Genomic DNA, 26,861 nt, shown 5'->3' with positions numbered 1-26,861 from the left:
GGCATGGAGAACCATCTGCACGACCTCGCGCAGGCGCTCGTGGACTTCCGCGCGGACGCCGCCGTCCTGGACCGCTGGGGCCGCGACCTCGCCGGCCTGCTGGACGCGGGCGGGCGCCTGCTGGCCTGCGGCAACGGCGGCAGCGCCGCGCAGGCGCAGCACCTCACCGCCGAGCTGGTCGGCCGCTACGACGGCGAACGGCAGCCGTTCCCGGCCGTGTCGCTGCACTGCGACACCTCGGCGGTCACCGCGATCGTCAACGACTACGGCGCCGACGAGTTGTTCGCCCGCCAGGTCCGCGCGCACGGACGGCCCGGCGACGTGCTGGTCTGCCTGTCCACGAGCGGGTCCAGCGGGAACGTCCTCGCCGCCGCCCGCGCCGCCGCCGACCTCGGCGTCCGCACCTGGGCGCTGACCGGGCCGGAGCCGAACCCGCTCGCCGCCGCGTGCGACGAGGCCGTCGCGGTCGAGGCGCCGTCCACCGCGACCGTCCAGGAGATCCACCTGGTCGCGGTCCACATGATCTGCGAGTCGCTGGACGCGGCGGCGCGCACGCCCGCCGCCCGTCCGGTGGACGAGGCGGTGGCGTCGTGACGCGGCGCGGCGGCCCGCTCGTCGTCGTCGGCGACGCGTTCCTCGACATCGACCTGGACGGGACGTCCGAGCGCCTCGCGCCGGACGCGCCCGTGCCGGTCGTGCAGGACGTCGCCGAGCACGTCCGCGCCGGGGGAGCGGGCCTGGCGGCCACCCTCGCCGCGGACCTGGAGCCCGGCGCGATCGTGCTGGTCGCACCCGTCGCCGGGGACGAGCACGCCGCCCGGCTGCGCGCCGCGCTGCCGGGCCTGGTGCGGCTCGTGCCGCTGCCCGCGACCGGGGAGACGGTCCGGAAGGTCCGCGTCCGGTCCGGCGGCCGGCCGATCGTCCGCATCGACCACGGCGACGCGCGAGCCGCGCCCGGCCCGGTGCCCGGCGACGTCGCGGCGGCGCTCGCGTCCGCCGGAGCCATCCTCGTTTCGGACTACGGACGCGGCACCACCGCCCATCCCGGGATGCGGGAGCTGCTCGGCCGCCTGGCCCGGGAGATCCCGGTCGTCTGGGACCCGCATCCGGCCGGGGCGCCGCCCGTGCCGGGCGTCCGCGTCGCCACGCCGAACCAGCGGGAGGCGCGCGGGTTCGCCGCCGCGCTGCCCGCCGCCGCGACCGCGGGCGAACGCGCGCCCGGTGAGCTGGAGCGCGCCGCCGCCGACGCCGCCGCGCTCGTCGCCGAATGGGAGACGGCCGGGATCGCGGTCACGATGGCCGAGCGCGGCGCGCTGCTGTCGGTCGGCGAGGACGTGCCGCGCGTCGTGCCCGTCCCGCCCGCCGCCGCGCCGCCCACCGGCGCCCCGCCCGACCCGTGCGGGGCGGGCGACTGCTTCGCCGCCACGGTCGCGCTCGCCCTGCGCGACGGCGCGCTGCTCGGCGACGCCGTCGCGGCGGGCGTCGAGCGGGCCTCGGCGTTCGTCGCGACCGGCTGCGCGACGCCGCGCCGGCCGGGCGCCCGCGACGCCTGGGACGTCGTCCGCCGCACCCGCGAGCGCGGCGGCACCGTCGTCGCGACCGGCGGCTGCTTCGACCTGCTGCACGCCGGGCACGTCGAACTGCTGCGCCAGGCGCGGGCGCTCGGCGACTGCCTGGTCGTGTGCCTGAACTCCGACGCGTCGGTCCGCGCGCTGAAGGGGCCGGGACGGCCGCTCGTCGCGCAGGACGACCGGGTGCGCGTCCTCGCCGCCCTCGACAGCGTCGACACCGTGATGGTCTTCGAGGAGGAGACGCCCGTGCGGATGATCGAACGGCTGCGGCCCGACGTCTGGGTCAAGGGCGGCGACTACTCGGCCGCCGAGATGCCCGAGACCGCCGTCGTGCGGCGCCTCGGCGGCGAGACGGTCCTGCTGCCCTACCTGGCGGGACGGTCCACGACGCGGATCGTGGAGCGCGCCGCCGTCCGGACCCGGGAGGACGCCCGATGACCGGCACCGCGGGACGCGCCGTCGTGACGGGCGGGGCCGGGTTCCTCGGCTCCCACCTGTGCGAACGGCTGCTGGAGACCGGCTACTCGGTCGTCTGCCTGGACAACTTCCTCACCGGCGACCCCGGCAACGTCGGCCACCTGATCGGCCGCCGCGCGTTCCGGCTCGTCGAGTGCGACCTGACGGAGTTCGTCCACATCCCGGGCGACGTCGATCTCGTGCTGCACTTCGCGTCGGCCGCGTCGCCGGTGGACTACCTGAAGCTGCCGCTGGAGACGCTCAAGGTCGGCGCGCTCGGGACGCTGCACGCGCTCGGCCTGGCCAAGGAGAAGGGCGCGCGGTTCGTCCTCGCGTCCACCAGCGAGGTCTACGGCGACCCGCTCCAGCACCCGCAGCGCGAGGACTACTGGGGCAACGTCAACCCCGTCGGGCCGCGCAGCGTGTACGACGAGGCCAAGCGGTACGCCGAGGCGCTGACGACGGCGTACCGCAACACGCACGGCATGGACACCGGCATCGTCCGGATCTTCAACACCTACGGGCCGCGGATGCGGCCCCACGACGGCCGCGCGATCCCGACGTTCATCCGGCAGGCGCTCACCGGGCTGCCGCTGACCGTCGCCGGGGACGGGTCGCAGACGCGCTCGATCTGCTACGTGGACGACACCGTCGCCGGGATCCTCGCGATGGCCGCCAGCGCCGAGCCCGGCCCGATCAACATCGGCAACCCCGACGAGATGACCGTGCTGGCGCTCGCCGAGACGATCCGCGACATCGCCGGGTCGGACTCGGAGATCGTGTTCGTGGAGCGCCCGGAGAACGACCCGGCGGTGCGGCGCCCGGACGGGACGCTCGCCGCGACCCGGCTCGGCTGGCGGCCGTCGGTCCCGAGCGACCGGGGCCTGCGCCGGACGGTCGACTGGTTCGCCGACCTGCTCGCCGTCACGGGCGAACGGGAGGAGGCCGTCGTCTGACACCGGGGTTGACCGTGGCGGCCCGAACCGCACCGAACGCGTGTCGGTCGTTGCTTACGGTCAAAGTACGTAGTTTTGCGGACGCTTTCCTTCGCCGGTGCTGCAAGGCTGGGGGCCACGGAACGCCGCGGGCGGCGGCGCACGCTTAATGCTCCCGAAGTGAGGCGTCGTGAGATACGAGATCCTTGGTTCTCTGCGGGTGGCCGACGGAGAGGTCACGATCACCGCACCCAAGATCGAGGTCGTGCTGGCCACCCTGCTGATCCGCTCCGGCGAGGTCGTGTCGGTCGACCAGCTCGTCACCGAGGTGTGGGGCGGGGAGCCGCCGCAGCGCGCGACGGCGGCGCTGTACGTGTACGTGTCCCAGCTCCGCAAGCTGCTCCCGCGCGACGAGAACGGCGCACGCCCCATCGAGACCCGCTCGCCCGGCTACGTCCTGCACGCCGACGAGGGGCAGCTCGACCTCCACCTGTTCCAGCGGCTCGTCCGCGAGAGCCGCGCGCACGTCCGCGCGGGCCGCTGGGACGAGGCCCGCGTCGGCCTGGAGGACGCCCTCGGCCTGGCGCGCGGCTCCGCGCTCGCGACGCTGCCCGGCGGCCCGGTCATCAACGGGTTCGCGCGCTGGGTGAACGAGGTGCGGCTGGAGTGCCAGGAGACGCTCGGCGAGATGAAGCTCCGCCTCGGCCGGCACCGCGAGATGGTCGGCGTCCTCAGCGGGCTCATCCGCGAGTACCCGCTGCACGAGCCGTTCTACGGCCAGCTCATGCTGGCCCTGTACCGCTGCGACCGCCGCGCGGACGCGCTCGGCGTCTACCAGACGGCCCGCGAGACGCTGAACCGCGAGCTGGGCCTGGACCCGGGCCGGGGGCTGCGCGAGATGCAGCGCTCGATCCTCGCGGCCGACGAGGTGCTTGACGCCCGTCCGGCCGTCTGACCGTCCGAGAACCCCGGTCCGCGCGGGCCGGGGTTCTCGCGTTCCGGGCTACGCCGACCGGGCCAGCAGCCGCGCCAGCACCGCCCGCGAGCTGATGTTCAGCTTGCGGTAGATGCGGGTGAGGTGGACGTCCACGGTCCGCGGGCTCAGCGACAGCTCGGCCGCGATCTCCCGCGTCTTCATCCCGGTCGCCGCGATCGTCGCGATCTGCCGCTCCCGGTCGGTGAGGGCCGACAGGTCAGGCCCGCCCGGCGGCGCGTCGCCGGGCAGCCGGGCGAGCCAGCGTTCGGCCTCCTCCACCGCCCGCGCCGCGCCGTGCCGCCGCGCGAGGTCCTTCGCCGTCACCAGCAGGGCCGTCGCCTGCTCGCGGCGGCCGAGCCGGACGAGTTCGCACGCCGCCGTGATGAGCGACGCCGTCATCGCGTGGATCATGCCGGCCTCGCCGAACAGCTCCGCCGCGCGCTCGAACAGCCGGACGGCCTCGGCGAGGTCGCCGTCGGCGCGCCGCGCCAGCCCCTCGGCCAGCCGCGCGTACGCGCTCGGCGCGGGCCGGCCGAGCCCGTCGGCGGCGCGGGCCGCGCGCTCGGCCCAGTCGGCGGTGGACCGGCCCGCCTCCACCGACGACTTCAGGATGATCATGAAGACGAGCGGACGCAGGAACACCGGGATCCGCGGCAGCTCCGGCCCCCGGCCCGCGTCCAGCAGCACGGTCACGCACCGCGCCGGGTCGCCCGCCAGGCACACCGCCTGCGCCAGCGCCATCGACGCGCAGAACGCCCAGTAGAACGAGCCGGGCCGCATCGCCGCGAGCGCCCGTTCGGCCAGCTCCACCGAGGCGGCCGCGTGCCCGGGCTCGGCCAGGCCCGCCGTCAGCGACTCCAGCGCCAGCGCCAGCCCGGTCAGGTACCCGGCGCCGGACTGCTCGGCCAGCTCGCGGGACTTGGCGGCCGTGCGGCGCGCGTCGTCCAGGTCGCCGACGTGCCGCTGGACGTTCCCGAGCCCGAGCAGCAGGACGGGCAGCACGTGCTCCTGCCCGGACGTCCGGACGATCCGGATCCCGCGCAGGAAGTGCCGCTCGGCCCCCTGGAACTGCCCGGCCAGCGTCTCCGCCCAGCCGAGCATCGCGACGAACTCCGGATGCGGGGCCAGCTCGGCGTCCGACAGCCGGTCCAGGGCCGTGGCCGCCGCCGCCAGCGGCTCCCGGGTCCGTCCGGTGTCGGCGAACGCCGCGCCGAGCGCGCCGAGCACCAGCGCGCCGCTCTCGGCGACCCGGTCGCCGTGCCGCCGGGCCAGCCGCAGCGCCAGCTCGGCTCCGGCGGGGTCGGGCGCCCGGCCGTCGAACGCGCCGACCAGTCCGTGCTCGATGAGCAGCACCGCCGCCTCGCGGGGCGGCTCGGGGTCGCCCGCGATCGAGGCGACGCCGTCGGCGAGCAGCGCCAGCGCCTCGGCGAAGTTGCCGAGCAGGCACTCGACCAGCGCCCAGAACGCCACCGCCGACGCGCGCAGCGCCTTCTCCTCCGGCGGCAGGTCGCCCATCACGCGGTGCAGGAGGTCGCGGCTCTCGGCGAGCCGTCCGGCGCGGCCGAGCGCCTGCGCGCGCAGCACCCGCAGCTCGGTCCGCGTCCGGTCGTCGACCATGTCGTCGGAGAAGCCGTGCAGGGCGAGTTCGAGCCAGTGCGCGGCGCGGCCCGGATCGGTCAGCAGCGCCTCGCCTGCGGCCTCGCGCAGGATCCGCAGGTGCTCGGGATCGGTCGGGGCGACGGCCCGCTCCACCTGGTCGGCCAGGACGGCGGGCGGCGCGCCGTACTCGGCGAGGACCCGCGCGGCGGACCGGTGCGCCGAGCGCCGCCACGCCGACGCCGTCCCGTCGTAGACGACCTGGCGCAGCAGCCGGTGCCGGAACTCGAACTTGGACGCGCGCGCGGCGGGCCGCAGGATGTCGCGGGCGAGCAGGTCGTCCACCGCCGCCTCGACCTCGAAGCAGCGCAGCCCCGTCACCCCGGCGAGCAGGGTCGCGTCGCAGTGCTCGCCGAGGACCGCCGCCGCCGACGCGACGAGCGCCTCGGGCCCGGCCAGCGACGTGACCTCGCCGAGCAGCAGCCCGGCGACGTGCGCGGGGACGCGCCCGCCCTCCTCGCCCGCGAGCGCCGCGAGGTACAGCGGGACGCCGTGCGCCTCCAGATGAAGGTCCAGGACGCGCGGATGGTCGGCGGGCATCCCGAGCAGGCGGCCCGACTCCTCCAGCGTCAGCGGCCCGAGTTCGATCTGGGTCACCGTGCCGAGTTCGACGCCGTGCGCGAGCGTGGCGCGCAGCCGGGGCGACGCCTGCCGGGGCCGGTGGACGATCACCAGCAGCAGCGGCGCCTCCAGCGGCCCGCGCACGAGCTGGTCGATCAGGTCGAGCGACTGCGGGTCGGCCCAGTGGACGTCCTCCAGGACGACCACCGCGCCGTCGCGGGCCGCGTGCTCCAGCACCGAGCGGACCGCGCCGCAGACCTGGAACCGCGACCGCTGCGGCATCCCGGCCGGGTCGGCGGAGCCGCGCGCGAGCGCCTCCGCGACGACCGCGCGGTCCTCGGGGGGCGCGAGCAGGCGCCAGTCGCGCAGCGGCGGCTCGCCGAGCAGCAGCGCGACGGTCCGGTACGGCGTGCGGCGCTCGGCCGCGGTGCAGCGGACGTGCGCGATGGGCAGCCCCCGGCGCTCGGCGTCGCCCAGCGTCTCGGCGAGCAGGCGCGTCTTGCCCGTGCCGGGGTCGCCGGTCAGCTCGACGATCCGGCCCTCGCCGAGGCGCAGCGCGTCCAGGGACGCGCGCAGCAGGCGCGCCTCGTCGCGCCGCACGGCACGGGGCCGATCGCCGAGCACGGGTGTCGCATGGCCAGCCAAGAACGATTCCCTCCCGCTGTGATCCCCGAAGTGCGGTCGGTCTTCCTCATTCCCGTTCGGATGAGGAAATATTGCTACATCCAGCGCATATACGGTGTTACGTTCGCATTAAAAGCGGATGGCGCCGGAAGACGATCCGGCCGCGTCGCGGACAGGCGATTTCCCCGGTTCCGTACCGCCGACCGATAAACAATGATCGGCGACTCCGAGTCAGAACGTTTGTTCTGTGACCGTCCGCGCCTCAGTGATCGCTTTGGGTGACATCGCATCTCGTCGGCCCTGTCTTGGGTGGCCCAATCTTGTTCCCGAGTATATAGGTAGGAAAAGTTGGTCAACGAATCCGTGCGGCTGGCCGGTTTCGGCCAAATCGGCGTCGCGCACATCACGGTTCGGCATTTTCCCCGTCGCGACGATCGTGGTAGTGGGCACGGAAGTCGTGTTCACGGGCACCATGTTACAGGGCTGGGAATTCACTGCGCGATGACCGGCTAATTGCAACTTCAAGCGACCTCGCCCTTTCTTGCGGCCGACGGCTCGGGAGGCGCCGGCGTAGGTTTGGAGTTCGGCCAGGTAGGCGTCTTTCGCGGCCCGTGGCGGCCATGCCGCCTCGAACGCGCTTCCTCCCACCTCGCGTGCTCTTCCTCTATGGACGCGGGAGGCGGGTCCGGAGTTCGCGCCCGGCGACACTCCGCTCGTCCGGCGCGACCCTCGGTGGCGCATCCGGCCGGGACGACGGTCAGGAGGCGGCGCGTCCGACCAGGCGGCCCGCGAGAAGGGCGCGGCTCTCGTCCGGGGACGCGGCGGCCCGTTCCTCGATGCGCTCCCAGGCCTCGGTCAGGTCGCCGGGCTGGATCTCGGCGCCGAGGACGGGGAAATGGGCGACGCTGATCCGGTCGGCGACGCCGGGGAATTCGAGGACGTCGAACCGGTGGCAGCGCTGCCCGAACAGCGGCGCGCCGCGCGGGATCACCCGGACGGTCGTGTCGGGGTCGTCGGCGAGGTCGAGCAGATGGCGGAGCTGGGCCGTCATCAGCGCCGGGTCGTGCTCCAGGGCGGTCAGCGCGATCTCGTCCACGATCACGTCGAGCCGGCGGCGTTTCCCGCCCGCGCGGTAACGCTGCCGGTTCAGGATGAGGTCCCATTCGGCGTCCGGGTCGCCTTCGGGGTCGAAGGCGAGCGCGAGCGTGCGGGCATAGGCCTCGCAGCGCGCGAGTTCCGGAATGGTCTGCATGCCGTGCGAGCGCACGACCGACGCCTCGGCCTCGGAGATGAGCACGTCGCGCATCGGGGCGCGCAGCCGTCCGGCGTGCCGGGCCAGCCACGGCGGGCCGTCCGGGCGGTAGGCCAGCTCGATCATCACCCCGGCGGCCTTGGAGCCGAGGACGCGGTAGGAGCCCAGCAGGTGGTGGACCTCGGCCGGCGTCGGCGGCGCGAACCCGGTCTCGACGCGGATCAGCGCCTCGACCGCGCGGCCGGTCCGCTCGGCGGCCTCGGCGTAGGAGAGCCCGACGACCTCGCGGGCGCGCCGGAGGTACAGGCCCAGGCGCCGCGCGTTGATGTTCGGATCACGCCGGTCATTCGTCATCGGGACCTCCGGCGCCGATTCCATCTCACCGGACCGGGCGCCCGCATCCTTTTCCCCGGATTCCGTCACGGCGAGCGCGGGGTCTGCAACGTTCCACCGAGTCGCGTACCGGTAATGCCCGATAGGTCGCACTGAACGTGGGCGCCGGCCGGGCGGTCACTACGATCGTCGCGGCGTTACGTCGGACGGGCCTGGTCCGTCAGTACCACGACGGAACCGACGACCGGGGGAGAGCCGATGGACGAGCAGGCACGGCGGGCCGAGCGCTTCGAGGAGCACCGCCCGCGGTTGCGCGGCGTCGCCTACCGCATGCTGGGGTCCCTGCACGAGGCCGACGACGCGGTGCAGGAGGCGTGGCTCCGGTTCAGCCGCACGGACACGGGCGGGATCGAGAACCTGGGCGGCTGGCTGACGACCGTGACCGGGCGGCTGTGCCTGGACATGCTGCGCTCCCGGTCGTCCCGGTCGGAGGAACCGCTGGAATGGCACGTTCCCGACCCGGTCGTGAGCCCGGCCGACGGCGCCGACCCCGAGCAGGAGGCGCTGCTGGCCGAGTCGGTCGGCCTCGCGCTGTACGTCGTGCTGGAGACGCTCGCGCCCGCCGAACGGCTCGCGTTCGTCCTGCACGACACGTTCGCGGTGCCGTTCGAGGAGATCGGCGCGATCCTCGGGCGCTCGCCGAACGCCGCCAAGCAGCTCGCGAGCCGGGCGCGCCGCCGGGTCCGCGCGGCGGAGACGACGCCCGACGCCGATCTCGCCGACCTCGCCGGGCAGCGCGCGGCGGTCGACGCGTTCTTCGCGGCGGCCCGCCGGGGCGACCTCGTGGCCCTGGTCGCGGCCCTGGACCCGGACGTCACGCTGCGCGCCGACGCGGGCGCCGGCGGGCTGTCGGCGCTGGTCGGCGGGGCCGCGCAGGTGGCCGGACGCGCGATGATGTTCGCCCGGCCGGAGGCGCGCGTCCACCCGGTGCTGGTCAACGGCGCGGCCGGCGTGGTGGTGACCGTGGACGGACGGCCCGTCTCGGTCATGGCCTTCACCGTCGCCGGGGGCCGGATCACCGCGATCGACGCGCTCGGCGACCCGGCCCGGCTGGCTTCCCTTCGCCTTCCGCACTTCCCTTCCTGACCGTTCCCGTGCGTTCTCCCGTCGCCTCCGGGAGAACGCACGGACGGTCTAGAAAAGGCGGTAGGAGCCGAGGACGGTCAGCGGTTCGGGCGTCGGCGGCCCGGCGATCCACCCCCGCAGGCCGTTCTGGAACTCCAGGAATTCGGGAATCGCGGTGAGCGGATTGTTCTGCGGGTCGTCCAGGGAGAGGAAGACGACGAACGTCACGCCGTCGGGCAGTTTGCACGACGCGTAGCGGACGCCGTCCGGGCCTTCCCGCTCGATCGCCGCGAACATCTTTCCGACGGCCGTCTCCAGCTCGCCGACGCTCTCGTTCCGTACCGTGGCGCGGATCATGACGGTGCTCATGGATGTCCTCTCTCGTTCGCCGGGGTCAGGACCAGCTCGCGCCGGCCTGCGCCCGGACCGTCACGTTGAGCCTGTTGAAGAGGTTCGTCGTCGCGATCATGAGGATGATCGCCGCGAGTTGTTCCTCGGTGTAGTGGTCGGCGGCGGCGTCCCAGACGGCGTCGGGGACCGCGTCCGGGCGGTCGCTCAGCCGCGTCGCCGCCTCGGCCAGCGCCAGCGCCGCGCGTTCGGCGTCGGTGAAGAACGGGGTCTCGCGCCAGGCCGCCACCGCGAAGAGGCGCTCGTCGGTCTCGCCCGCCTTCCTCGCGCTCTCGGCGCCCCCGTGGACGCACGGGCCGCAGCCGTTGATCTGGCTCGCCCGCAGATGGACGAGTTCCAGCGTTGCCTGCGGAACTCCGCCCTTGTGCATCGCCTTGAAGAGGTTCTGGATCCCCGTCATCGCGTCCGGGAGCACCTGGGTGGGGTTTTTCATGCGCGCAGCCATTTCGTGTCCTTTCCGAAGGGGTGTGTCACCGCTATGACGGACGGGGCGGCAGAGAGGTATCACGCGCCGGGAAAAGTCTCGCCGCGCGTGCCGGGCGGTCCGGCGCCGGGCCCTTGACGTGATCTGGCGCACGTGCTGTCCTATTAGACGCGATCTATAACAGAGCGTCCGAGGCAGGGAGGCCGACGATGGCCGCTGAGCGGCGGCCGGCCCGCGCGGACCGGCCGGACACCGAGGTCGCGATCATCGGCGCGGGCCTGAGCGGGCTCGGGATGGGCATCGCGCTGCGCCGCGCGGGATGGGACGACTTCGTCCTCCTGGAGCGCGCCGGGGACATCGGCGGCACCTGGCGCGATAACACCTATCCGGGCGTCGGCGTGGACGTCCCCGCGCAGGCGTACCAGTTCAGCTTCGCGCTCAACCCCGGGTGGAGCCGGGTGTTCGCGCCGGGCGCCGAGGTCAGGGCGTATCTCGACGTGCTCGCCGACCGGTACGACCTGCGGCGGCACGTCCGCTTCGGCACCGAGATCGTCGAGCGCGCGTGGGACGCGGACGCGCGGCTCTGGCGGCTGGCGGTCGCGGGCGGCGGCGAGGTGACCGCCCGGTTCGTCGTCAGCGCGATCGGGCCGTTCGTGGATCCCAAGCCCGTCGACATCCCCGGCGCCGACACGTTCACCGGCGCGGTCCTGCACTCGGCGCGCTGGGACGACGGCTGCGACCTGGCCGGCAAGCGCGTCGCGGTCGTCGGGACGGGGGCGAGCGCGGTGCAGCTCGTCCCGAAGCTCGCGGCCCGCGCGGCGCGGCTGGACGTCTACCAGCGCACCCCGATCTGGGTCGCGCCCAAGCCGGACCTGACGATCCCGCCGGCGCTGATGCGCCTGTACCGGCGGGCGCCCCGCGTGCAGGACGCGGTCCGGCGGACGGCGACGCGCGGCGTCGAGCTGATGCTGATCGACGCGGTCGTCCACCACGGCCGGGCGCCCTACCTCACGCGCGGCGCCGCGCGGCTGCTGCGCGCCCTCTGGTACCGGTCGCAGGTCCGCGATCCGGAGACCCGGCGCGCCCTGACCCCGCGCTACGGCCTCGGGTGCAAGCGCCCGTCGGTCTCGAACACCTATCTGCGGACGTTCAACCGGCGGCACGTGTCGCTGGTGACCGACGCCATCGAGCGCATCACCCCGGACGGCGTCCGGACCGTGGACGGACGCGAACGGACGGTGGACGCGCTCGTCCTCGCCACCGGGTTCCGGCTGGCCAGCGACCCGGAGAACTTCCGGCGCACGCCGGTGCGGGGCCGGGACGGGTTCGACCTCGCGACCGCCTACACCGACCACCGCCTGGCGTCCTACGAGGGCGTCAGCATCCCCGGCCTGCCCAACCACTTCATGATGTTCGGCCCGTACGGGTGGGTCGGCGGGACGTGGCACCAGCTCGTGGAGACGACGTCGGCGCACGTCGTGCGCGTCCTCACCGAGGCCCGCCGGCGCGGCGCGGACGTGGTCGAGGTGCGTCCCGGGCCGACCGAGCGGTGGACCGCGCGGATGCGCGACCGCCTCGCCGGGTCGCTGTGGAGCGCGCCCGACTGCGCCGCCGCGAACAGCTACTACTTCGACCACCACGGCGACACCCCCTATCTGCGGCCGACGAGTTCGGCGCAGGCCCGCCGCGCCAGCGCGACGTTCCCCCTGGACGACTACGCGTATTCGATTCCCGACGACCCGGCCGTGTCCGGGGACGTGGGGAGAGCCCGCCCCGAGCGGGCCGAGAGGACGGCATGACGATCTCCGAGCGGCCCCCGTCCCAGCCGGTCCCGCACCGCGCCCTCCGCGTCCGGCGCGTCCGGTTCGCCCATCCCGCCGGGGCGCTGCGCCGCCACTACGCGGACGGCGACCTGATCATGAGCCACACGGTCGCGGTGCTGTCGGCGACGTTCCCGCCGGGCGAGGACTTCTTCGTCCGCTCGGTGCGGCACTACCGCGACCGGATCACCGATCCCGAGCTGGCCGCCCAGGTACGCGGCTTCATCGGGCAGGAGGTCGTCCACAGCCGCGAGCACGACCACCTCAACAAGGCGCTCCGCGACCTCGGCTACCGCACGGACTGGACGCACCGGTTCATCGAACACGCGCTGGCGGTGGCCGACCGGACGCTGCCGCCGCGCGTCCGGCTCGCGTTCACCGCGGGGCTGGAGCACTACACGGCGACCATCGCCGAGCAACTGCTCACCAGCAGGCGGGCGCAGGCCATGCTCGGCGACAACCAGGCGGGCCGGATCCTGCTCTGGCACGCGCTGGAGGAGTCCGAGCACAAGGCCGTCGCGTTCGACGTGTACCGCGCGGTCGGCGGCAGTGAACGTTTGCGGATCTGGTCGATGCGGGTGATCAGCGCCCTGCTCCTGCTGCACGTCGTCCTCGCCACGACGCTTTCGGTGCTGGGCGACCGCGCGACCTACACGCCGTTCCGCCTGCCGCGCAGCCTCGCCCGCATTCCCCGGTCGCCGTTCCTCGCCCGGGACGTCATCCGGCGGCTGCGCGCCTACAACCGTCCCGGCTTCCATCCCGACGACTTCGACAACACCGCGCTCCTGGAACGCTGGCGCACCGAACTGTTCGGCCCCGAAGGCACGCTCGTGGCCCACGCCAACTACCGCGACGCGCCCGAACCGCCGTCCGGCGACTGACGCCGGGAGCGATGAGTTTCGCGCGTCCCGGTGGTCTGACTGACGACCGGTTCGAGCGAGCCGGCCGAGCAGTGGGAGGCATCGGATGCGCAAGCTGATTCTGGGGTTCTACGTCTCGCTGGACGGCAAGAGCGCCGACGCGGACAACGGCATCCGGGACGTCATGATGAGCATCGACGACCCCGAGCAGGAGGAGTACTTCGTCCGCCGGCTCTGGGACGCCGGCGCCTTCCTCATGGGCCGGAACACCTACGAGAGCATGGCCGCGTACTGGCCCGCCTCCGACCACCCGTCCGCCAAGCCCATGAACGAGATCCCCAAGGTCGTCTTCTCCCGCACCCTCGCGTCCGCCGACGCCTGGCCCGAGACGACGATCGCCCGCGGTGACACCGCCGAGGAGATCGCGCGGCTCAAGGCCGAGCCCGGCAAGGACCTCGTCGCCGCCGGGGGCACCGCGTTCCTCCACTCGCTGATCAGGCTCGGCGTGGTGGACGAGTACCGGCTGTGGGTGCTGCCCGCCGTCACCGGCACGGGCGCCCCGCTGTTCCCCGAACTGGACGGGGCCGTGAAGCTGCGCCTGGTGAAGGCCACGCCCTTCCCGTCCGGAGTCCTCGAACTGGTGTACGCGCCGGCCGGCGCCTAGGTCCCGGGCTCCCGGCGCGGTGCCGGGAGCCCGGGACGCCGGTCAGCGGCGCCGGCTCCGCAGCCGCGCGAGCAGGCCGCGCGCCCGCTCGCGGTTGCGGGGGTCGCGCGCGACGCCCTCGACGCGGGCACGGGCCTGGCGTCCCTGCGGGCTGTTGAGGAATCGCCGGATCCGTTCGGTGAGCGATGGCATGGGCTCTCCTCGGCCGTCCCGGCGGCGATGGGATCATCGCCGCCTCGACCGGTCCAACGAACGAGGTTCCCGATCCGTTCGGAACGATCACTCAGAGCAGGCCAGCCCCGGCGAGCGCTCAGCCCGCCCGGCCGTCGCGTGGCGGCGCCTCGGGGGTGACCGGCATCTCGTACGGCAGGTACGGCGCGGGCGACGGCGGCGGCAGCGCCGCCGGGGGAGGCGGCGGCGGGACCTCCCGGGCGGCGCGCCGGTCGCGGTAGGCGCCGCGGACGCGTCCGCCGAAGCGCCGGCCCGCGTCCTGGACGCGCTGCGCGCGTTCGCCGGTGACCGCGCCGCGCATCCGGTCGGCGGACTGGCGGCCGAGGTCCTGCACCCGGCGGGCCTGCTCGGACTCCAGCGCGCGCCGCATCCGCTCGGCCTGCGCGGCGGCGCTCTCCCGGACGGCCCCGCCCGCGACCTGCCCGGCCGCCTGCGTGCCGTCCCAGGCCCGTCCGGCGCCCTGACGCGCGGCGGCGACGGCGCGGCGGTAGGTCCCGGCGCGGACGACGACGGTCCCGGCGGCGAGGTCGGCGAGCGTGCGGCGCCGTCCGAGCAGCGCCGGGACGCTCGTCAGGAGGAACGCGGCCAGCGCGCCCAGCCACAGCACGACCGACAGGAAGAACTGGCCTTCGAGCAAGAGGATCCAGGCCAGGCAGTACAGGCCCGAGCTGCCCGCCGTGGTGACGACGGACCGCCGGAACGCGCGTCCCGCGCCGGGCCGGGCGTCGCCGGACGTCCGGACGCGCAGGTCCATCGCCGCCTTCCCGACCGTCCGCCCGAGCCACGCCTGCCCGGCGAACTGGTACAGCAGCTCGGCCGCCGCGAGCAGCAGGAACGCCTCCTCGACGGCGGCGGCGAACGACCCCCACACCGAGGTGCCGAAGTCCGACGCGGCCTGCCCGACGTCCCCGGACGTCAGGAGCGTGCCCCCGGCGCCGAGGGCCTTCCCCCAGAGGCCGTCGACCGCGAGTTCGTGCAGCCGCCCCCACGTCATCAGCGCGAGCAGGCAGGCGACGCCGAACAGCAGGAGCGCGTCGATGCCCCGGGCGGCGAGGCGACGGCCGTGCGGCGCGCGGTCGGGCGGCGCGGACGGGACGGGAGCGGCGGGCAGCGGAGGGTGGGGCGGCGGGCCGTACACGGGCATCCCTCACGGGTCACGCGGAGCTGGCGGGAACGCCAGATTCTAGGGCGATTCAGGCTGATCTTGCGACCGGTTCCGGCAGGCCGGGATCGGCCGCGCCGCCGTCGCGCCGCTCCCTTGTCGGACGCGGAGGCGACTGTCAGGCTGCGCAAGTTGACCGTCTCCTAACTGGAGGACCGGAATGGTAAGTAAGACCGCCTTGGCGGTTCTGGCGGCCGGAGCCCTGGCCGCGACGCCGCTCACCGCCGCGCGGGCCGACGCGCCCCCGTCGAAGCTGGCCCGGCTGGTGACGCTCCAGGACGTCCGCCGCCACCAGCTCGACCTCCAGAAGATCGCGGACGCCAACGGCGGCAACCGCGCCGCCGGGCTCGCCGGGAACACGATCACGATCAAGTACATCGCCGACCAGTTGAAGCGCGCCGGGTACACCCCGACCGTCCAGAACTTCACGTTCGACTTCTGGCAGGAGCGGGACAAGCCCGTCCTCGCCGAGACCGCGCCCGAGCAGAAGACCTTCACTCCCGACACCGACTTCGCGACCCTCCAGTACTCCGGCACCGGCGACGTCACCGCGCCTGCGACTCCGGTCGACCCGGCGGCGGGCGGCGCGGGCAGCGGCTGCGAGGCCGACGACTTCACCGGCTTCCCGAAGGGCCACATCGCGCTGGTCCAGCGCGGCGGCTGCTTCTTCGCCGACAAGGCGGGCAACGCGGTCGCCGCCGGGGCGAGCGCCGTGGTGATCTACCAGCGTCCGGACGTGGACGGCCCGGTCGAGGGCACGCTCACCCGCCCGTTCGACGTGCCGGTCGTCGGCCCGACCAACGCGATCGGCACCGACCTGGTGAAGAAGGCCCAGAACGGTGGCGTGACCCTCCACGTCAAGACCGACACCCTGAACCAGAAGCGCACCACGGCGAACGTCATCGCCGACACCGAACGCGGACGGGCCGACAACATCGTGGTGGTCGGCGCGCACAACGACAGCGTGACCGACGGTCCCGGCATCAACGACGACGGCTCGGGCACCGCGACGCTGCTCGCGACCGCGCGGCAGATCGCCAAACTCGGCGGCAAACTGCGCAACAAGGTCCGGTTCGCGTTCTGGGGCGCGGAGGAGGAAGGACTGCTCGGCTCCCAGCACTACGTCGACAGCCTCGCCCCCGCCGACCTGGACAAGATCGCCCTCGACCTCAACTTCGACATGCTCGCCTCGCCCAACTTCGTCCGGTTCGTCTTCGACGGCGACAACAGCGCGGGCCAGAACAACGTCGAGGCGCCCGCCGGATCCGGGGCGATCGAGAAGACGTTCACCGACTACTTCGGCGCCCGCAAGCTGGCCACCGAGCCCACGGCGTTCGACGGACGGTCGGACTACAACGCGTTCATCAGCGCGGGCATCCCGGCCGGTGGCCTGTTCACCGGCGCGGAGGGCGTCAAAACGACCGCGCAGGCAACGACGTACGGCGGTACGGCAGGTCAGCCGTACGACCCGTGCTACCACCAGTCCTGCGACCGCTACGACAACGTGAGCCTCACCGGCTTCCGGCAGATGCTCGGTGCCACGACGTCCGCCATCGAGGCGTTCGCGTACAGCACGCTGACCGTCAACGGCAGCGCGCGGACCCGGCGGCAGGCCGCGGCGACGGCCGCGCACTCCGGCCCGTACGCCGCACGGTAAAACAGCTGGCCCCGGCCGCGACATCGCGGGCATCCTGGGCGTCATGCCGGACGACGCCGAGGTCGACGCGTTCATCCGGGACGGTTTCGTCCGGATCGAGGGCGCGTTCCCGCGCGACGTCGCGGCCGGGTGCCGCGCGGTCGTCTGGCGCGACCTAGCCGTCGACCCGGACGATCCGGGCACCTGGCCCGGCCCGGCCGCCGCGCTCCCCGGCTCGGCCGAACCGCCGTTCCGGGCCGCCGCGAACACCCCGCGCCTGCACGCCGCGTTCGACGCGCTGGTGGGCCCGGGACGCTGGACGCCGCGCGACGCGCTCGGCGGCATCGTCGTCCGGTTCCCCGGCGGCGGCCCCGCGCGCGTGGACGGCTGGCACGTCGACGTCGCCTTCCCCGGCGAGGACTCGGTGCCCGGCGACTACCTGACGTGGCGGGCGAACATCCGGTCCCGGGACGCCGCGCTGCTCATGCTGTTCCTGTTCTCCGACGTCGGCGCCGCCGACGCGCCCACCCGCCTGCGCGCCGGCTCCCACCGGGACACGGCGCGCGTCCTGGAACCGGCGGGGGAGCGGGGCCTGGACGCCCGCGCGCTGGCCGGGCGCGCCGAGGCCGCCTCCCGGCACCGCGAGATCGTCCACGTGACGGGCGCGGCGGGCGACGTCTACCTGTGCCACCCGTTCCTCGTCCACGCCGGGCAGCCGCACCACGGGACGCGCCCGCGCCCGCTCGGCCAGCCCAAGCTCGTCCCGGCCGGGCCGCTCGCGCCCGAGGCGCCGGTCCGGCGGGCGCTCACGGGCTGACGGCCTTCCGGGGAGCGCGAGCCCTGGAATTCTCCCGCCCCCCGGAAGGTGTATCGGAGTATGTGCCACACAGTTACGCGGCGCTAGACGGCGGATGAGCGCGTCCCGCCCCCTTCTTGTCACCGCGCCGCAGGAGCGGACGCGTCGCACCGCCGGCGGCGGGGAACGATCACCGCAGGCCGCCGCGACGAAGGGGGGACGCCGTGCTCGGCCTCGAACTCGTCGTCGTCCTCGGCGCGGCGGTGCTGGCCGGCAACGTCGCCGGACGGCGGCTCCGCATCGCGCCGCCGGTCCTGCTGCTCGCGGGCGGCGTGCTGCTCGGCTTCGTGCCGGCGCTGCGCCGGGTGCACCTGCCGCCCGAGGCGGTGCTGCTGCTGTTCCTGCCCGCGCTGCTGTTCTGGGAGAGCCTCACGACGTCGCTGCGCGAGATCCGCAGCAACCTGCGCAGCATCGTCCTGCTCGGCACGCTCCTCGTCTTCGCGACCGCCGCGATCGTCGCGTCCACCGCGCACGCGCTCGGCCTCCCGTGGGGCCCGGCGTGGGTGCTCGGCGCGGCCCTCGCCCCGACCGACGCGACGGCGGTCGGCGTCCTCGCGCGCTCGCTGCCGCGCCGCGACGTGACCGTCCTGCGCACCGAGAGCCTGATCAACGACGGGACGGCCCTGGTCATCTACGGGCTCGCCGTCGGCGTCACGGCCGGGAACGAGCACTTCGACGCGCCGCGCGTCGGCGCGCTCCTGCTGCTCGCCTACGGCGGCGGGACGGCGGCCGGGCTCGCGACGGCGTGGCTCGGCGTGCGGGTGCGGCGCCGCCTGGACGAGCCGCTGCTCGCGAACGTGACCATGCTCCTCACCCCGTTCGCCGCGTTCCTGCTGGCCGAGAGCATCCACGCGTCCGGCGTCCTGTCGGTCGTGGTGTGCGGGCTGACGGTCAGCCAGTCCGGGCCGCGCGCCGGACGGGCCGCGACCCGCCGCCAGGCCGAGGACTTCTGGTCGCTGGCCGCGTTCCTCGTCAACGGCGCCCTGTTCGTCCTCGTCGGGCTGGAGGCGCAGACCGCCGTGCGCGGCCTGACCAGCGCGGACGTCACCGACGCGCTGCTGCTCGTCGCGGCCGTCTCGGGGGTGCTCATCGGCGCCCGCTTCACGTGGCTGTTCACCGCGCCCTACCTCGTCCGGCTCATCGACCGGCGTCCGCAGCAGCGGCTGCGGCGCTCCGGATACCGCGTCCGGGTCGTCAGCGGGTTCTCGGGGTTCCGGGGCGCGGTCTCGCTGGCCGCCGCGCTCGCCGTCCCGCACACCGTCGCGTCGGGGCGGCCCTTCCCCGACCGCGACATTTTGGTCTTCGTCACCTTCGGCGTCATCGTCGTGGCGCTGTCGCAGGCGCTCGTGCTCCCGGCCGTCGTCCGCTGGGCCCGGCTCCCGCACGACACGGGCGCGCGCGACGAGCACCGGCTGGCGCAGGTCACGGCGATCGAGGAGGCGCTGGACGCGCTGCCCGACGTCGCGGCCGACCTCGGCACCGACCCCGAACTCGCCGACCGGCTGCGCCGCGAGTACGAGCACCGGCTGGAACTCCTGCGCTCCGGGGACCCCGACGATCCCGCGCTGCACCGCGAGGAGCAGGCCACCGCGCTGCGCCTGGCGCTCATCGCCCGCAAGCGCGCGACCGTCCTGAAGCTCCGCGACGAGCGCCGCATCGACGACCTGGTGCTGCGCGAGGTGCAGGCCGCCCTCGACATCGAGGAGATCCGGCTGGAACGGCGCCGCTGACTACGGTTCGGCGGGCGGGTCGGGCAGCGTCAGGTCGCCGTCCCGCTCCCGTCCGCGCAGGTAGTCGGTGTGGTCGCGGAGCCGCTGCGCCTCCGCCGCGTACACGTCGTCGGCGGTCCGCGTCACCGACGCCGCGATGAGGTCGAGCTGGTTCAGCAGCTCTTCCGACGCCGTCCGGTGCCCGGTGCGGCGCAGCGCGTACCAGCGCGGCAGGTCGAGGTAGGTCTCGAAGCTCATCGGGAGGTCGGTCCGGATCGCCCGGGAGATCTCGTACAGCGGGTCGGCGCCCAGCACGTCCGGACGGCTCAGCAGGTCGCGCAGCATCCCGGCGATCCCGTCGAGCCGCTCCAGCGCCTCGGGCGTGGCGCGGCGCGCGCGGACGCGGCCGACCAGCCCCTCCAGGTCCGCGCGCAGGCGCTCGGTCTCGCCGACGGTGTCGTCCAGGACCAGCGTGACCTTCTCCGGCGGCGCGAGCAGCGCCCCGGCGGCGTACAGCCCGGCGACGACGGCCGGCGAGTACGGCCCCGCGACGCCGGTGAAGTGCAGGCCGAGCCCGGCGAGCCCGCCGACGCAGCCGAAGAGGTTCTTGGCCGAGCCGAGATACCGGACGATCCGGTCACTGATAGCCACGGACCTCCCGGAACACGCTCGACAGCGACTGCGTCCGCGCGTCGAACGTGCGGCCCCGCGTCAGCGTCGCGACGTCGTTCATCTCGCCGGTCGCCGACTCGCCGAACAGGATCGGGAACACCGGGACGCGGCGCAGCGCGGCGGGCTGCGTCGCGTACCAGGAGCGGAAGCCGCGCGCGTCCGCGCCCGCGTTGCTCTCGCCGTCCGACATGAGCACGATCGAGGTGAGCCGGTCGGGCTCGCGCGCCGCCTGCTCGCCGACCACGGCGAACGCCCGCTCCAGGCTGTCGTAGATCGCCGTCCCGCCCCGCGCTCGGAGGCCCTCCGCGAAGCCGCGGATCCGCGCCAGCTCCGCCGCCGGGTTCCGCTCGGGCACGACGTAGGTCGCGGGCGGTCCCGGCCTGTCGCTGAACGGCAGGAGCGTGACCTCCTCGCGGTCGTGGAAGCGCTGGAACCGGCCGGACAGCGAGGTGTCCGCGCCGGTCAGGGCCGTCAGGGCGGACTTCAGCGACGCGAGCCGCGAGCCTTCCATCGAACCCGACACGTCCAGGACGTAGACCGTGCGGGACGGGCGCCGCAGCCGGTTGAAGTAGGCGTCGATGAGGGCGTCGGCGGCCTGCTGCCGCGCCGGGAACGGCAGCTCCGGCGGCTCGGGGCCGAACCCGGCGGACGGCTGCACGCCCGGCACCACCGGACGGCGGTGCGTCGCGTCCATGATGCGGCGCTGGACGGCGGGCCGCAGCAGATACGCCGTGAGCCTGCGGAACGCGTCCGAGGAGTTCCGCGGCGCGGACGACAGCAGCGTCAGCGGATAGTCGGCCGTGACGACGCCGTCGCCCGGATAGACGAGCGTCAATGGCTCGGGCAGCTTCTTCGACGCGTTCAGCGTCAGCAGCACCGACTCGTAGTTGACCAGCCCGTCCACGCGGCCCGGGTCGGCGGCGTAGGTGTCCGACAGCCAGCCGGACGAACCGGACGTCAGCCGCTGCGCCGCGAAGAACCCGCGCAGCTTCGGCGCGACGCGGTCGATGGCGGCCGTGTCCAGGGCCGTTCCCGTGTCGGCGAGCGCGGCCGTGACGCCGACGAGCGCCGAGAAGCCCGAGTTGGACGACACCGGGTTCGTCATCCCGTAGGTGAACTTCTTCGCCTCGGCGGCGGCGGCGATGGCGGCCCAGGTCGGCCGCGTCCTGTCCCACCCGAGGCCGCGCGCGACGGACGCGCGCAGCCCCAGCACCACGGGCGACGCCATCGTCTTGACCGACGGGCCGAGCGCGGACCGCGCGCCCGGCTGGAGCGCCAGGTAGCGGTTGGACGAGAACCAGATCGCGTCGTGCGTCCGCCTGGCGGTGCCGTCCACGACCTGCTGGACGCCGTCGATGGTCCCGGTGTAGTCCAAGTTGACCGTGACGCCGATGTCCTTGCGCGCCGCCGCGAGGACGGGCCGCAGGTCCGACAGTTCGCTGCTCGCGAGGATCCGCAGCGTGCCGCCGGACCCGTCCGTCCCGGCGTCCGTGGCGTCGCACCCGGCGGCCAGGGCGAGGACCGCCGCCGCCAGGACCGCCGTGCCGCGCCGCGTCACGCGAGCTCGTCCCGTTCGTGGGCGCGCGCCAGGTAGGCGCTCGCGCGGTTCAGCTCGCCGTCGAGCGCTTCGACCGTGCTCTGCATGTTCGTGATGGCCTGTGCCTTGTAGGTGTCGATGGCGTCGATCGTCCGGTAGATCTGCTCGAACGACGACCGGAGCGTCTCCAGCCCGACGGCGGGCTCGGCCGCGATCCGCTGGATCTCGCCGCTCTGGCCGTCGAGCATGTCGGCGTTGCGGCGGATGATGTCCTCGGTCGTGCCGCGCAGCGCGGTGACCTGCTCGATGACGAGCTTCTGGTTGGACAGCGCCGCCGCGATCGTGACGGCGATCCGCAGCGCCGACACGGTCGTGGACGCCGCCCGGTCCACGCCCCGGATCAGCTCGTCGTTGTTGCGGCGGACGGTGTCCAGCGCGAGGTAGCCCTGCGCGCAGACCGCGAGCTGGGTGAGGATGTCCTGATATTTCTGGCGGACGGGGAACAGGACGTCGACGCGCAGCGCGTTCGCCCGCTCCCCGTCGGCGGCGTCCGCGACCCGCTGCTCGACGGCCTCGTCCAGCGCGCGGGCGAGCACCGCGTATTCCTGGAGCTTGCCCATCGTCGCCCACAGGCTCGCGCGCTCGTTCTGGATGGCGGCGTTGTCGCGGCGCAGCTCGTCCTGGCCGGACCGCAGCACCGCGACGATCTTGTTGATGTTCACGTTCGCGGACTGGTACCGGTTCACGAAGTCGCGCAGGGACCTGCCGAACGGCAGCCTGGACAGCAGCCGCCGTCCGGTGAGCTTGCCCGCGTCCTTCGGGTCCAGGTCCTCGACGGTGCGGCGCAGCTCCAGCAGGCCGCCCGCGACGCGCTTCTGGGCGTCGGCGGAGTCGCCCTTGGCGCCCGCGAGCGCCGCCACCGAGCGGTTCAGCATCCGGTTCGCGGCCTTGGCCGACGCGCGCATCTCCCCGTCGCCGAGCCCGGCGACCTCGGAGATCTTCGCCAGGAACTCGGGGGTGCGGGGGTCGAGGCGCGCCAGCTCGTCCACGTAGGTCCGGGCGCGCTCGGCGAGCGCGTCGCGCGTCGCGTCGTCCAGCGGGATCAGCGTCTCGGCGCGCTCGGCCGGGACGGGCTCCACGGGCTCGGGCGGCGTGAGGAAGAGGTCCCCGTTCTGCGTCATCGTTGCTCCTTCTTCGGCCCTGTCACCCGTACGCCTTGGCGACCCCGGTCAGGAGGTGTTCGAGGGTGTCGTAGGAGGGGGTGTCGACCACGTCGATGAGGTCCGGGGCGACCGGCACGCGACGGTCCCCGGCCACCGCGGCGAACTGCGCGGGGTCGGCGGTGCGGAAGCCGTGCCGGGCGGCGAGCCGCTGGAGTTGCGGGTCGGTGCTCAGCAGGCGGCCGACGCGGTCGCCCTTGCCGTCCAGCGGGATCAGCGTGTGCTTGGACAGCACGGTCGGCGACGGGTACATCAGCACCATGCCGGGCTTGAGCCGGCCGCGCACGGCGGCGTCCACGAACTGCGCCTCGTACGCGCAGACCAGCGGCGTCTTGCCCATGCCGAGCGCGAGGTAGTCCGCGAACGGCCCCTCGGACGAGTTGTCGGTGTAGCCCTGGTCCAGGAACAGCCGCGACAGAGCGGGCAGCACCTTGCGCTCCTCCGCCGGGTTCCGCACGACCGCGTCACCGTTCGCGACGTACGACGCGATGGCCAGGTACATGGCGGCGGAGTTGGAGCTGCGCGGATCGGTCGTGGACACCAGGACGTTCTTGCGGACGGGATAGGCCGTGTTGCCCTTGAGGCCGTCCCACCGGACGTTCCGCGCGACCAGGTCGAGGTAGCGGGCGACGTCGAACGTCCAGACCGGGGAGCGCTCGGCGACGCCCGCCTTCTCCAGCAGTTCCGCGATGGGCTGGAACGTGGCGATGACCATCGGCGACGAGAACGGCGTGTAGCGGCCGGTCTGCCGCGTCTGCCGGATCTTGTCGGCGGCGGGCGAGCTGGACGGGAACGCGAAGTCGTACCGGCCGAGGTCGACGGACGTGGCGATCTCCCGCGACCCCGCCGGGTCGACCTCCACCTTCAGCCCGCGCGCGGCCAGCACCTTCCGCACGGCGGGATCGTCGAAGAAGGCCTGCTTCTCCGAGCCGATCACCCCGCGCACCGTCACGGTCCCCCCGGACGAACCGCGCCCCTGAACGATTGCGATCACGACGCCGACGATGAGAGCCCCCGCCAGCACGATCGAGAATGTGCGTCTCATGTGGGCGCGAGTCTGTGAGTCCCGGGTGGCGCGCCGGTGTCCGGACCGCTGCCGTCAGGTGACCGGAGTCTGGCGCTTGGGCGGTTCCGCGGGGACGGGTGAACAGTGGCCGAACGTCAATAGACGTTGATGTCTTTTAGATCGTCGGGACGCGTTCTCGGGCTTCGCGCTCGTCGTCACGGTCGCGGGGCCGGCCGCCTTGCGGGGTTTTCGCGCCGGGGGAGCACCTGCGTCGCGGAGCCCATTCTCCTGATCGCCAGGCTCACGGCGAGCGTCGTGCAGACGGCGGCGAGGGCGGCGAGCAGCAGCGGCACCGCCCGCACGCCGGACACCTCGATCACCGCCCCGAGCAGCGGCGGGAACGCGACGCCGCCGACCATCGACGCGGCGACGACGAACGCGCCCGCCGCGCCGCCCGGGGCCGTCCGGCGCAGCCACGGCAGGGCGGTCGGGAAGATCGGCCCGATCGCCAGGCCGACGCCCGCGTACGCGTAGGGCGCGGCGCCGGGGACGGCCGCGAGCAGCAGGAACCCGGTCATCCCGGCGCAGCACCAGGTGACGATGGCCGCGTCGGTGAACCGGAGGCTGAGCGGGATCGCCCCGAAGCGTCCCGCCGTCATCGCCAGCCAGAACCCCGACGTCGCGATCGCCGCCGCCGGCGCCCCGTAGCCGACGGCCGCCAGGTGCGTGGGCTCCCAGCCGCCGACGCCCGTCTCGATCGCGACGTGCAGCACGTAGATGACCACGAACGCGAGGACGAGCGGCAGCACGCGCGGCTGCCGGTCCGGCGCGGGACGCGTCTGCTCGGCCGGACGGCTCCGGACGCCCGCGAGGCCCGGCAGCAGCGCCAGGCAGACCACCGCGCATCCCGCGAACGCCCACGGGTACCGGTCCGGGCCGAGCCGTCCGAGCAGCGCCGGGCCGAGGATCGCGCCGACGCCGAAATGGGCGTTGAGCAGGTTGAGCATCGCGGTGCCGCGCGTCCCGAACCCCACGGCGAACAGCAGGTTCAGCCCGTAGTCGACGGCGCCGAAGCCGAGCCCGGCGACCGCCGCGCCCGCCAGCGCGGCGGGCCAGGACGGCGCGAACGCGATGAGCAGCGACCCGACGGCCAGCAGGGCGTAACCGACGCCGAGCGCAAGACGGTCGCCGGTCCGGGCGCGTGCCCGGTGGAACGCGCCGACGCCGAGCAGCGCGCCGGTGAAATGCGCGCTCAGCGCGAGCCCGGCGGCGGACGGGCCGAGCCCGAACTCCGCGCGGAACGCGGGGATCGCCGGGCCGTACAGCGCCTGGAGCGCGCCGATGGCGACGAACCCGACACAGGAGGCCGCCGCGGCGGAACGCGTGAACATCGGCCACCTCTCTTCGCACATGTAGGATGTTCAAACAAACATTGCTGATGTGCGTCTGTCAACCGGCAGAATGGGCGCGGGAGGTGCGCGGATGAACGTCCGGGAGAGGCACCGGCTCGTCGTGGCGATCCTGGCCGAGCGCAACCGGGCCACGGTCGCCGAGCTGGCGAAGGCCGCCGGGACGTCGGAGATGACCGTCCGGCGCGACCTGGAGCACCTGGAGGCGCAGGGCGCGCTCCGGCGCGTCCACGGGGGAGCGGTGAGCGCGCTGCTGAGCGGCGTCGAGCAGCCGTTCGCGCTGCGCGCGCTGGTCGGCGCGGACGCCAAGGCCCGGCTCGCCGCGGCGGTGACGGACCTGCTCAAGGACGGCGAGACGGTCGCGCTGGACACCGGCACGACCGCCGTCGCGGTGGCGACCGCCATGGCGGCGCGGCGGCTCACCGTCACGCCGCTGTCCCTGCACGCGGTGCACCCGCTGGAGGGCGCGGACGGCGTCCGGCTGCTGCTGCCCGGCGGCCAGGTGCGCCCCGGCGAGCTGTCGTTCCACGGCGACCTCGCGGTCCGGACGTTCGCGGACCTGCGCTACGACACCTTCGTGCTGAGCTGCTGCGGGATCGACGCGTCCGTCGGCGCGACCGCGCACGACCTGGACGACGTCCACGTCAAGCGGGCGGCGATCCGCGCGGCGCAGCGGACGGTGCTGGTGGCGACGGCGGAGAAGCTCGGCCGGGTCGCGTTCGGCCGCGTCTGCGGGCCGCAGGACCTCAGCGTGGTCATCACGGATGCGCGATCGGACAACCAGATTGTTCAGGATCTCCGCGCGGCGGGCGTCACGGTGACGACGGTCTGACGCGCGTCAGACCGTCCAGGACGGGGCGACCTCGTCCCGGAACTCGACGGCCTGGCGGAGGCCCGCGTCGTAGGCCGAGTACCGCAGGTTGGGCTCGAACAGGCCGAGCGTGAACAGCTCGGCGGCCTCCCGGTCCGGGCACAGCACGGTGACGCGGGCGCTGCCGAGTTCCGCCAGTTCCGCGTCGAGTTCGCCGTGCGGCAGCAGGTGGCGCAGCGGGGCGAGGACGATCACGCGGTCGTGGCCCCGGGCGAGGTCGGCGCTGGTCGAGGAGTGGACGCCGCCGTCGATGTACAGATGCCCGTCGATGCGGGTGGGGTAGTACATCACCGGCCACGAGCAGCTCGCTTGGACGGCCTGCCGGAGCGTCGCGGCGCCGCCCCTGCGCCAGACGGCGCGTTCCCCGGTCTCGGCCGACACCGACGCGATCAGCAGGGCGCGCTCGGGCCAGTCGTCGGCCGGGAGCCGCTCGATCACGCGGTCGAGCCACGGCGACATCGGCGGGCGCTGGATCTCGCGCGCCAGAACACCGAGCATCGCCGCGCGCGCCCGCGTCGGGCAGGCCGGGTCGGACAGGATGTCGATGGTCCGGTTGAGCAGCGCGTCGTCGATGTCGGGGGTGGCGTCGACGTGGTGCTCCTTGATGAGGTCCATGATGATGCCGGAGACGTCCGCGTCATGGGCCAGGCAGGCGCCGATGTACGCGCCCGCCGCCGTCCCGACGATCAGGTCGGCGGCGCCGAGGTCGATCCCGAAGCGGCGGAGGCCGTCGATCAGCCCCGCCGCCCACGGCCCGGCGACGCTTCCGCCGCCGCCCAGCACCAGCGCTCGCGTCACATGTCCCCCTTCCCTCCGGGGAGATACCCGGGCCGGGTCTGGATCTGTACATCCGCGGTTCAAAGGCGTGTTGCACGGCTCGCGGCGGT

General features: G+C 74.1%; 24 protein-coding genes. 12 read left to right on the top strand and 12 right to left on the bottom strand.

The window, feature by feature from the left end:
- Positions 1-3: 3 nt before the first annotated feature.
- From BTM25_RS12260 to BTM25_RS12245, 4 genes are all read left to right on the top strand, one after another.
- Positions 4-594, top strand: a complete 591-nt coding sequence (locus BTM25_RS12260) for a D-sedoheptulose-7-phosphate isomerase (RefSeq protein WP_103564587.1) — start codon at positions 4-6, stop codon at positions 592-594.
- On the top strand, positions 591-2,009 hold the full coding sequence (gene rfaE2, locus BTM25_RS12255) for a D-glycero-beta-D-manno-heptose 1-phosphate adenylyltransferase (RefSeq protein WP_103563043.1): 1,419 nt from the start codon (positions 591-593) through the stop codon (positions 2,007-2,009). The genes BTM25_RS12260 and rfaE2 overlap by 4 nt, the downstream gene beginning before the upstream one ends.
- Positions 2,006-2,983, top strand: coding sequence for a UDP-glucuronic acid decarboxylase family protein (locus tag BTM25_RS12250; RefSeq protein ID WP_103563042.1), 978 nt, complete (start codon positions 2,006-2,008; stop codon positions 2,981-2,983). Before rfaE2 ends, BTM25_RS12250 begins: the two co-directional genes overlap by 4 nt.
- Before the next feature lie 199 nt (positions 2,984-3,182).
- Complete coding sequence (locus tag BTM25_RS12245) at positions 3,183-3,917, top strand: AfsR/SARP family transcriptional regulator (RefSeq protein ID WP_205648092.1); 735 nt, start codon at positions 3,183-3,185, stop codon at positions 3,915-3,917.
- A 48-nt stretch (positions 3,918-3,965) separates the two neighbouring features.
- Here the strand turns inward: BTM25_RS12245 and BTM25_RS12240 are convergent, their stop codons facing one another.
- Positions 3,966-6,800 carry an ATP-binding protein gene (locus tag BTM25_RS12240; protein ID WP_103563040.1) on the bottom strand — a complete coding sequence of 945 codons (2,835 nt, stop codon included), beginning with the start codon at positions 6,798-6,800 and terminating at the stop codon, positions 3,966-3,968.
- A gap of 736 nt (positions 6,801-7,536) precedes the next feature.
- Positions 7,537-8,385: a helix-turn-helix domain-containing protein gene (locus tag BTM25_RS12235; RefSeq protein WP_168212107.1), complete on the bottom strand. Its 849-nt coding sequence runs from the start codon at positions 8,383-8,385 to the stop codon at positions 7,537-7,539.
- A gap of 237 nt (positions 8,386-8,622) precedes the next feature.
- On the opposite strand from BTM25_RS12235, the gene BTM25_RS12230 reads away from it, so the two are divergent.
- The gene (locus BTM25_RS12230) at positions 8,623-9,510 is read left to right on the top strand and encodes a sigma-70 family RNA polymerase sigma factor (protein ID WP_103563038.1); all 888 of its coding nucleotides are present in this window, start codon (positions 8,623-8,625) and stop codon (positions 9,508-9,510) included.
- 48 nt (positions 9,511-9,558) lie between these two features.
- On the opposite strand, the gene BTM25_RS12225 is transcribed toward BTM25_RS12230, so the two are convergent.
- Positions 9,559-9,858: a hypothetical protein gene (locus BTM25_RS12225; RefSeq protein WP_103563037.1), complete on the bottom strand. Its 300-nt coding sequence runs from the start codon at positions 9,856-9,858 to the stop codon at positions 9,559-9,561.
- A 25-nt stretch (positions 9,859-9,883) separates the two neighbouring features.
- Complete coding sequence (locus BTM25_RS12220; RefSeq protein WP_103563036.1) at positions 9,884-10,342, bottom strand: carboxymuconolactone decarboxylase family protein; 459 nt, start codon at positions 10,340-10,342, stop codon at positions 9,884-9,886.
- 188 nt (positions 10,343-10,530) lie between these two features.
- Here BTM25_RS12220 and BTM25_RS12215 point away from each other — a divergent pair, with 188 nt between their 5' ends.
- The 3 genes from BTM25_RS12215 to BTM25_RS12205 all read left to right on the top strand — a co-directional run bounded on the left by BTM25_RS12215 (position 10,531) and on the right by BTM25_RS12205 (position 13,665).
- Positions 10,531-12,120 carry a flavin-containing monooxygenase gene (locus BTM25_RS12215; RefSeq protein ID WP_103563035.1) on the top strand — a complete coding sequence of 530 codons (1,590 nt, stop codon included), beginning with the start codon at positions 10,531-10,533 and terminating at the stop codon, positions 12,118-12,120.
- Positions 12,117-13,022: a metal-dependent hydrolase gene (locus tag BTM25_RS12210; protein WP_103563034.1), complete on the top strand. Its 906-nt coding sequence runs from the start codon at positions 12,117-12,119 to the stop codon at positions 13,020-13,022. The genes BTM25_RS12215 and BTM25_RS12210 overlap by 4 nt, the downstream gene beginning before the upstream one ends.
- An 85-nt stretch (positions 13,023-13,107) precedes the next feature.
- On the top strand, positions 13,108-13,665 hold the full coding sequence (locus BTM25_RS12205) for a dihydrofolate reductase family protein (protein ID WP_103563033.1): 558 nt from the start codon (positions 13,108-13,110) through the stop codon (positions 13,663-13,665).
- A 42-nt stretch (positions 13,666-13,707) separates the two neighbouring features.
- Here the strand turns inward: BTM25_RS12205 and BTM25_RS29630 are convergent, their stop codons facing one another.
- Together BTM25_RS29630 and BTM25_RS12200 are read right to left on the bottom strand one after the other, a co-directional pair.
- On the bottom strand, positions 13,708-13,857 hold the full coding sequence (locus BTM25_RS29630) for a hypothetical protein (protein WP_168212106.1): 150 nt from the start codon (positions 13,855-13,857) through the stop codon (positions 13,708-13,710).
- 118 nt (positions 13,858-13,975) lie between these two features.
- Positions 13,976-15,040, bottom strand: a complete 1,065-nt coding sequence (locus tag BTM25_RS12200; RefSeq protein ID WP_103563032.1) for an RDD family protein — start codon at positions 15,038-15,040, stop codon at positions 13,976-13,978.
- A gap of 178 nt (positions 15,041-15,218) precedes the next feature.
- Between BTM25_RS12200 and BTM25_RS12195 the strand changes: the two genes are divergently transcribed.
- From BTM25_RS12195 to BTM25_RS12185, 3 genes are all read left to right on the top strand, one after another.
- A complete protein-coding gene (locus tag BTM25_RS12195) occupies positions 15,219-16,715 on the top strand; it encodes a M20/M25/M40 family metallo-hydrolase (RefSeq protein ID WP_103563031.1) in 1,497 nt (498 codons plus the stop codon).
- A 43-nt stretch (positions 16,716-16,758) separates the two neighbouring features.
- A complete protein-coding gene (locus BTM25_RS12190; RefSeq protein WP_103563030.1) occupies positions 16,759-17,511 on the top strand; it encodes a phytanoyl-CoA dioxygenase family protein in 753 nt (250 codons plus the stop codon).
- Positions 17,512-17,714: 203 nt separating this feature from the next.
- Positions 17,715-19,280, top strand: coding sequence for a Na+/H+ antiporter (locus tag BTM25_RS12185; protein ID WP_103563029.1), 1,566 nt, complete (start codon positions 17,715-17,717; stop codon positions 19,278-19,280).
- Here the strand turns inward: BTM25_RS12185 and BTM25_RS12180 are convergent, their stop codons facing one another.
- The 5 genes from BTM25_RS12180 to BTM25_RS12160 all read right to left on the bottom strand — a co-directional run bounded on the left by BTM25_RS12180 (position 19,281) and on the right by BTM25_RS12160 (position 25,085).
- Entirely contained in the window at positions 19,281-19,910 is a 630-nt protein-coding gene (locus BTM25_RS12180) for a hypothetical protein (RefSeq protein ID WP_103563028.1), read from the bottom strand. It abuts the gene before it with no gap.
- Positions 19,897-21,489 (bottom strand): VWA domain-containing protein, encoded by a 1,593-nt coding sequence (locus tag BTM25_RS12175; protein WP_235828380.1) that lies wholly within the window; start codon positions 21,487-21,489, stop codon positions 19,897-19,899. The genes BTM25_RS12180 and BTM25_RS12175 overlap by 14 nt, the downstream gene beginning before the upstream one ends.
- On the bottom strand, positions 21,486-22,649 hold the full coding sequence (locus tag BTM25_RS12170; protein WP_103563027.1) for a toxic anion resistance protein: 1,164 nt from the start codon (positions 22,647-22,649) through the stop codon (positions 21,486-21,488). Before BTM25_RS12170 ends, BTM25_RS12175 begins: the two co-directional genes overlap by 4 nt.
- A 22-nt stretch (positions 22,650-22,671) precedes the next feature.
- On the bottom strand, positions 22,672-23,733 hold the full coding sequence (locus tag BTM25_RS12165) for a hypothetical protein (protein WP_103563026.1): 1,062 nt from the start codon (positions 23,731-23,733) through the stop codon (positions 22,672-22,674).
- A 176-nt stretch (positions 23,734-23,909) separates the two neighbouring features.
- Positions 23,910-25,085 carry an MFS transporter gene (locus BTM25_RS12160; protein ID WP_103563025.1) on the bottom strand — a complete coding sequence of 392 codons (1,176 nt, stop codon included), beginning with the start codon at positions 25,083-25,085 and terminating at the stop codon, positions 23,910-23,912.
- Positions 25,086-25,176: 91 nt separating this feature from the next.
- On the opposite strand from BTM25_RS12160, the gene BTM25_RS12155 reads away from it, so the two are divergent.
- Positions 25,177-25,935, top strand: coding sequence for a DeoR/GlpR family DNA-binding transcription regulator (locus BTM25_RS12155; protein WP_103563024.1), 759 nt, complete (start codon positions 25,177-25,179; stop codon positions 25,933-25,935).
- Positions 25,936-25,941: 6 nt separating this feature from the next.
- Here the strand turns inward: BTM25_RS12155 and BTM25_RS12150 are convergent, their stop codons facing one another.
- On the bottom strand, positions 25,942-26,772 hold the full coding sequence (locus tag BTM25_RS12150; RefSeq protein ID WP_103563023.1) for a patatin-like phospholipase family protein: 831 nt from the start codon (positions 26,770-26,772) through the stop codon (positions 25,942-25,944).
- Between the last annotated feature and the right edge of the window lie 89 nt (positions 26,773-26,861).

Source organism: Actinomadura rubteroloni, from assembly GCF_002911665.1.
Lineage (GTDB): Bacteria > Actinomycetota > Actinomycetes > Streptosporangiales > Streptosporangiaceae > Spirillospora > Spirillospora rubteroloni.
This window is presented reverse-complemented; position numbering and strand designations above follow the sequence as displayed.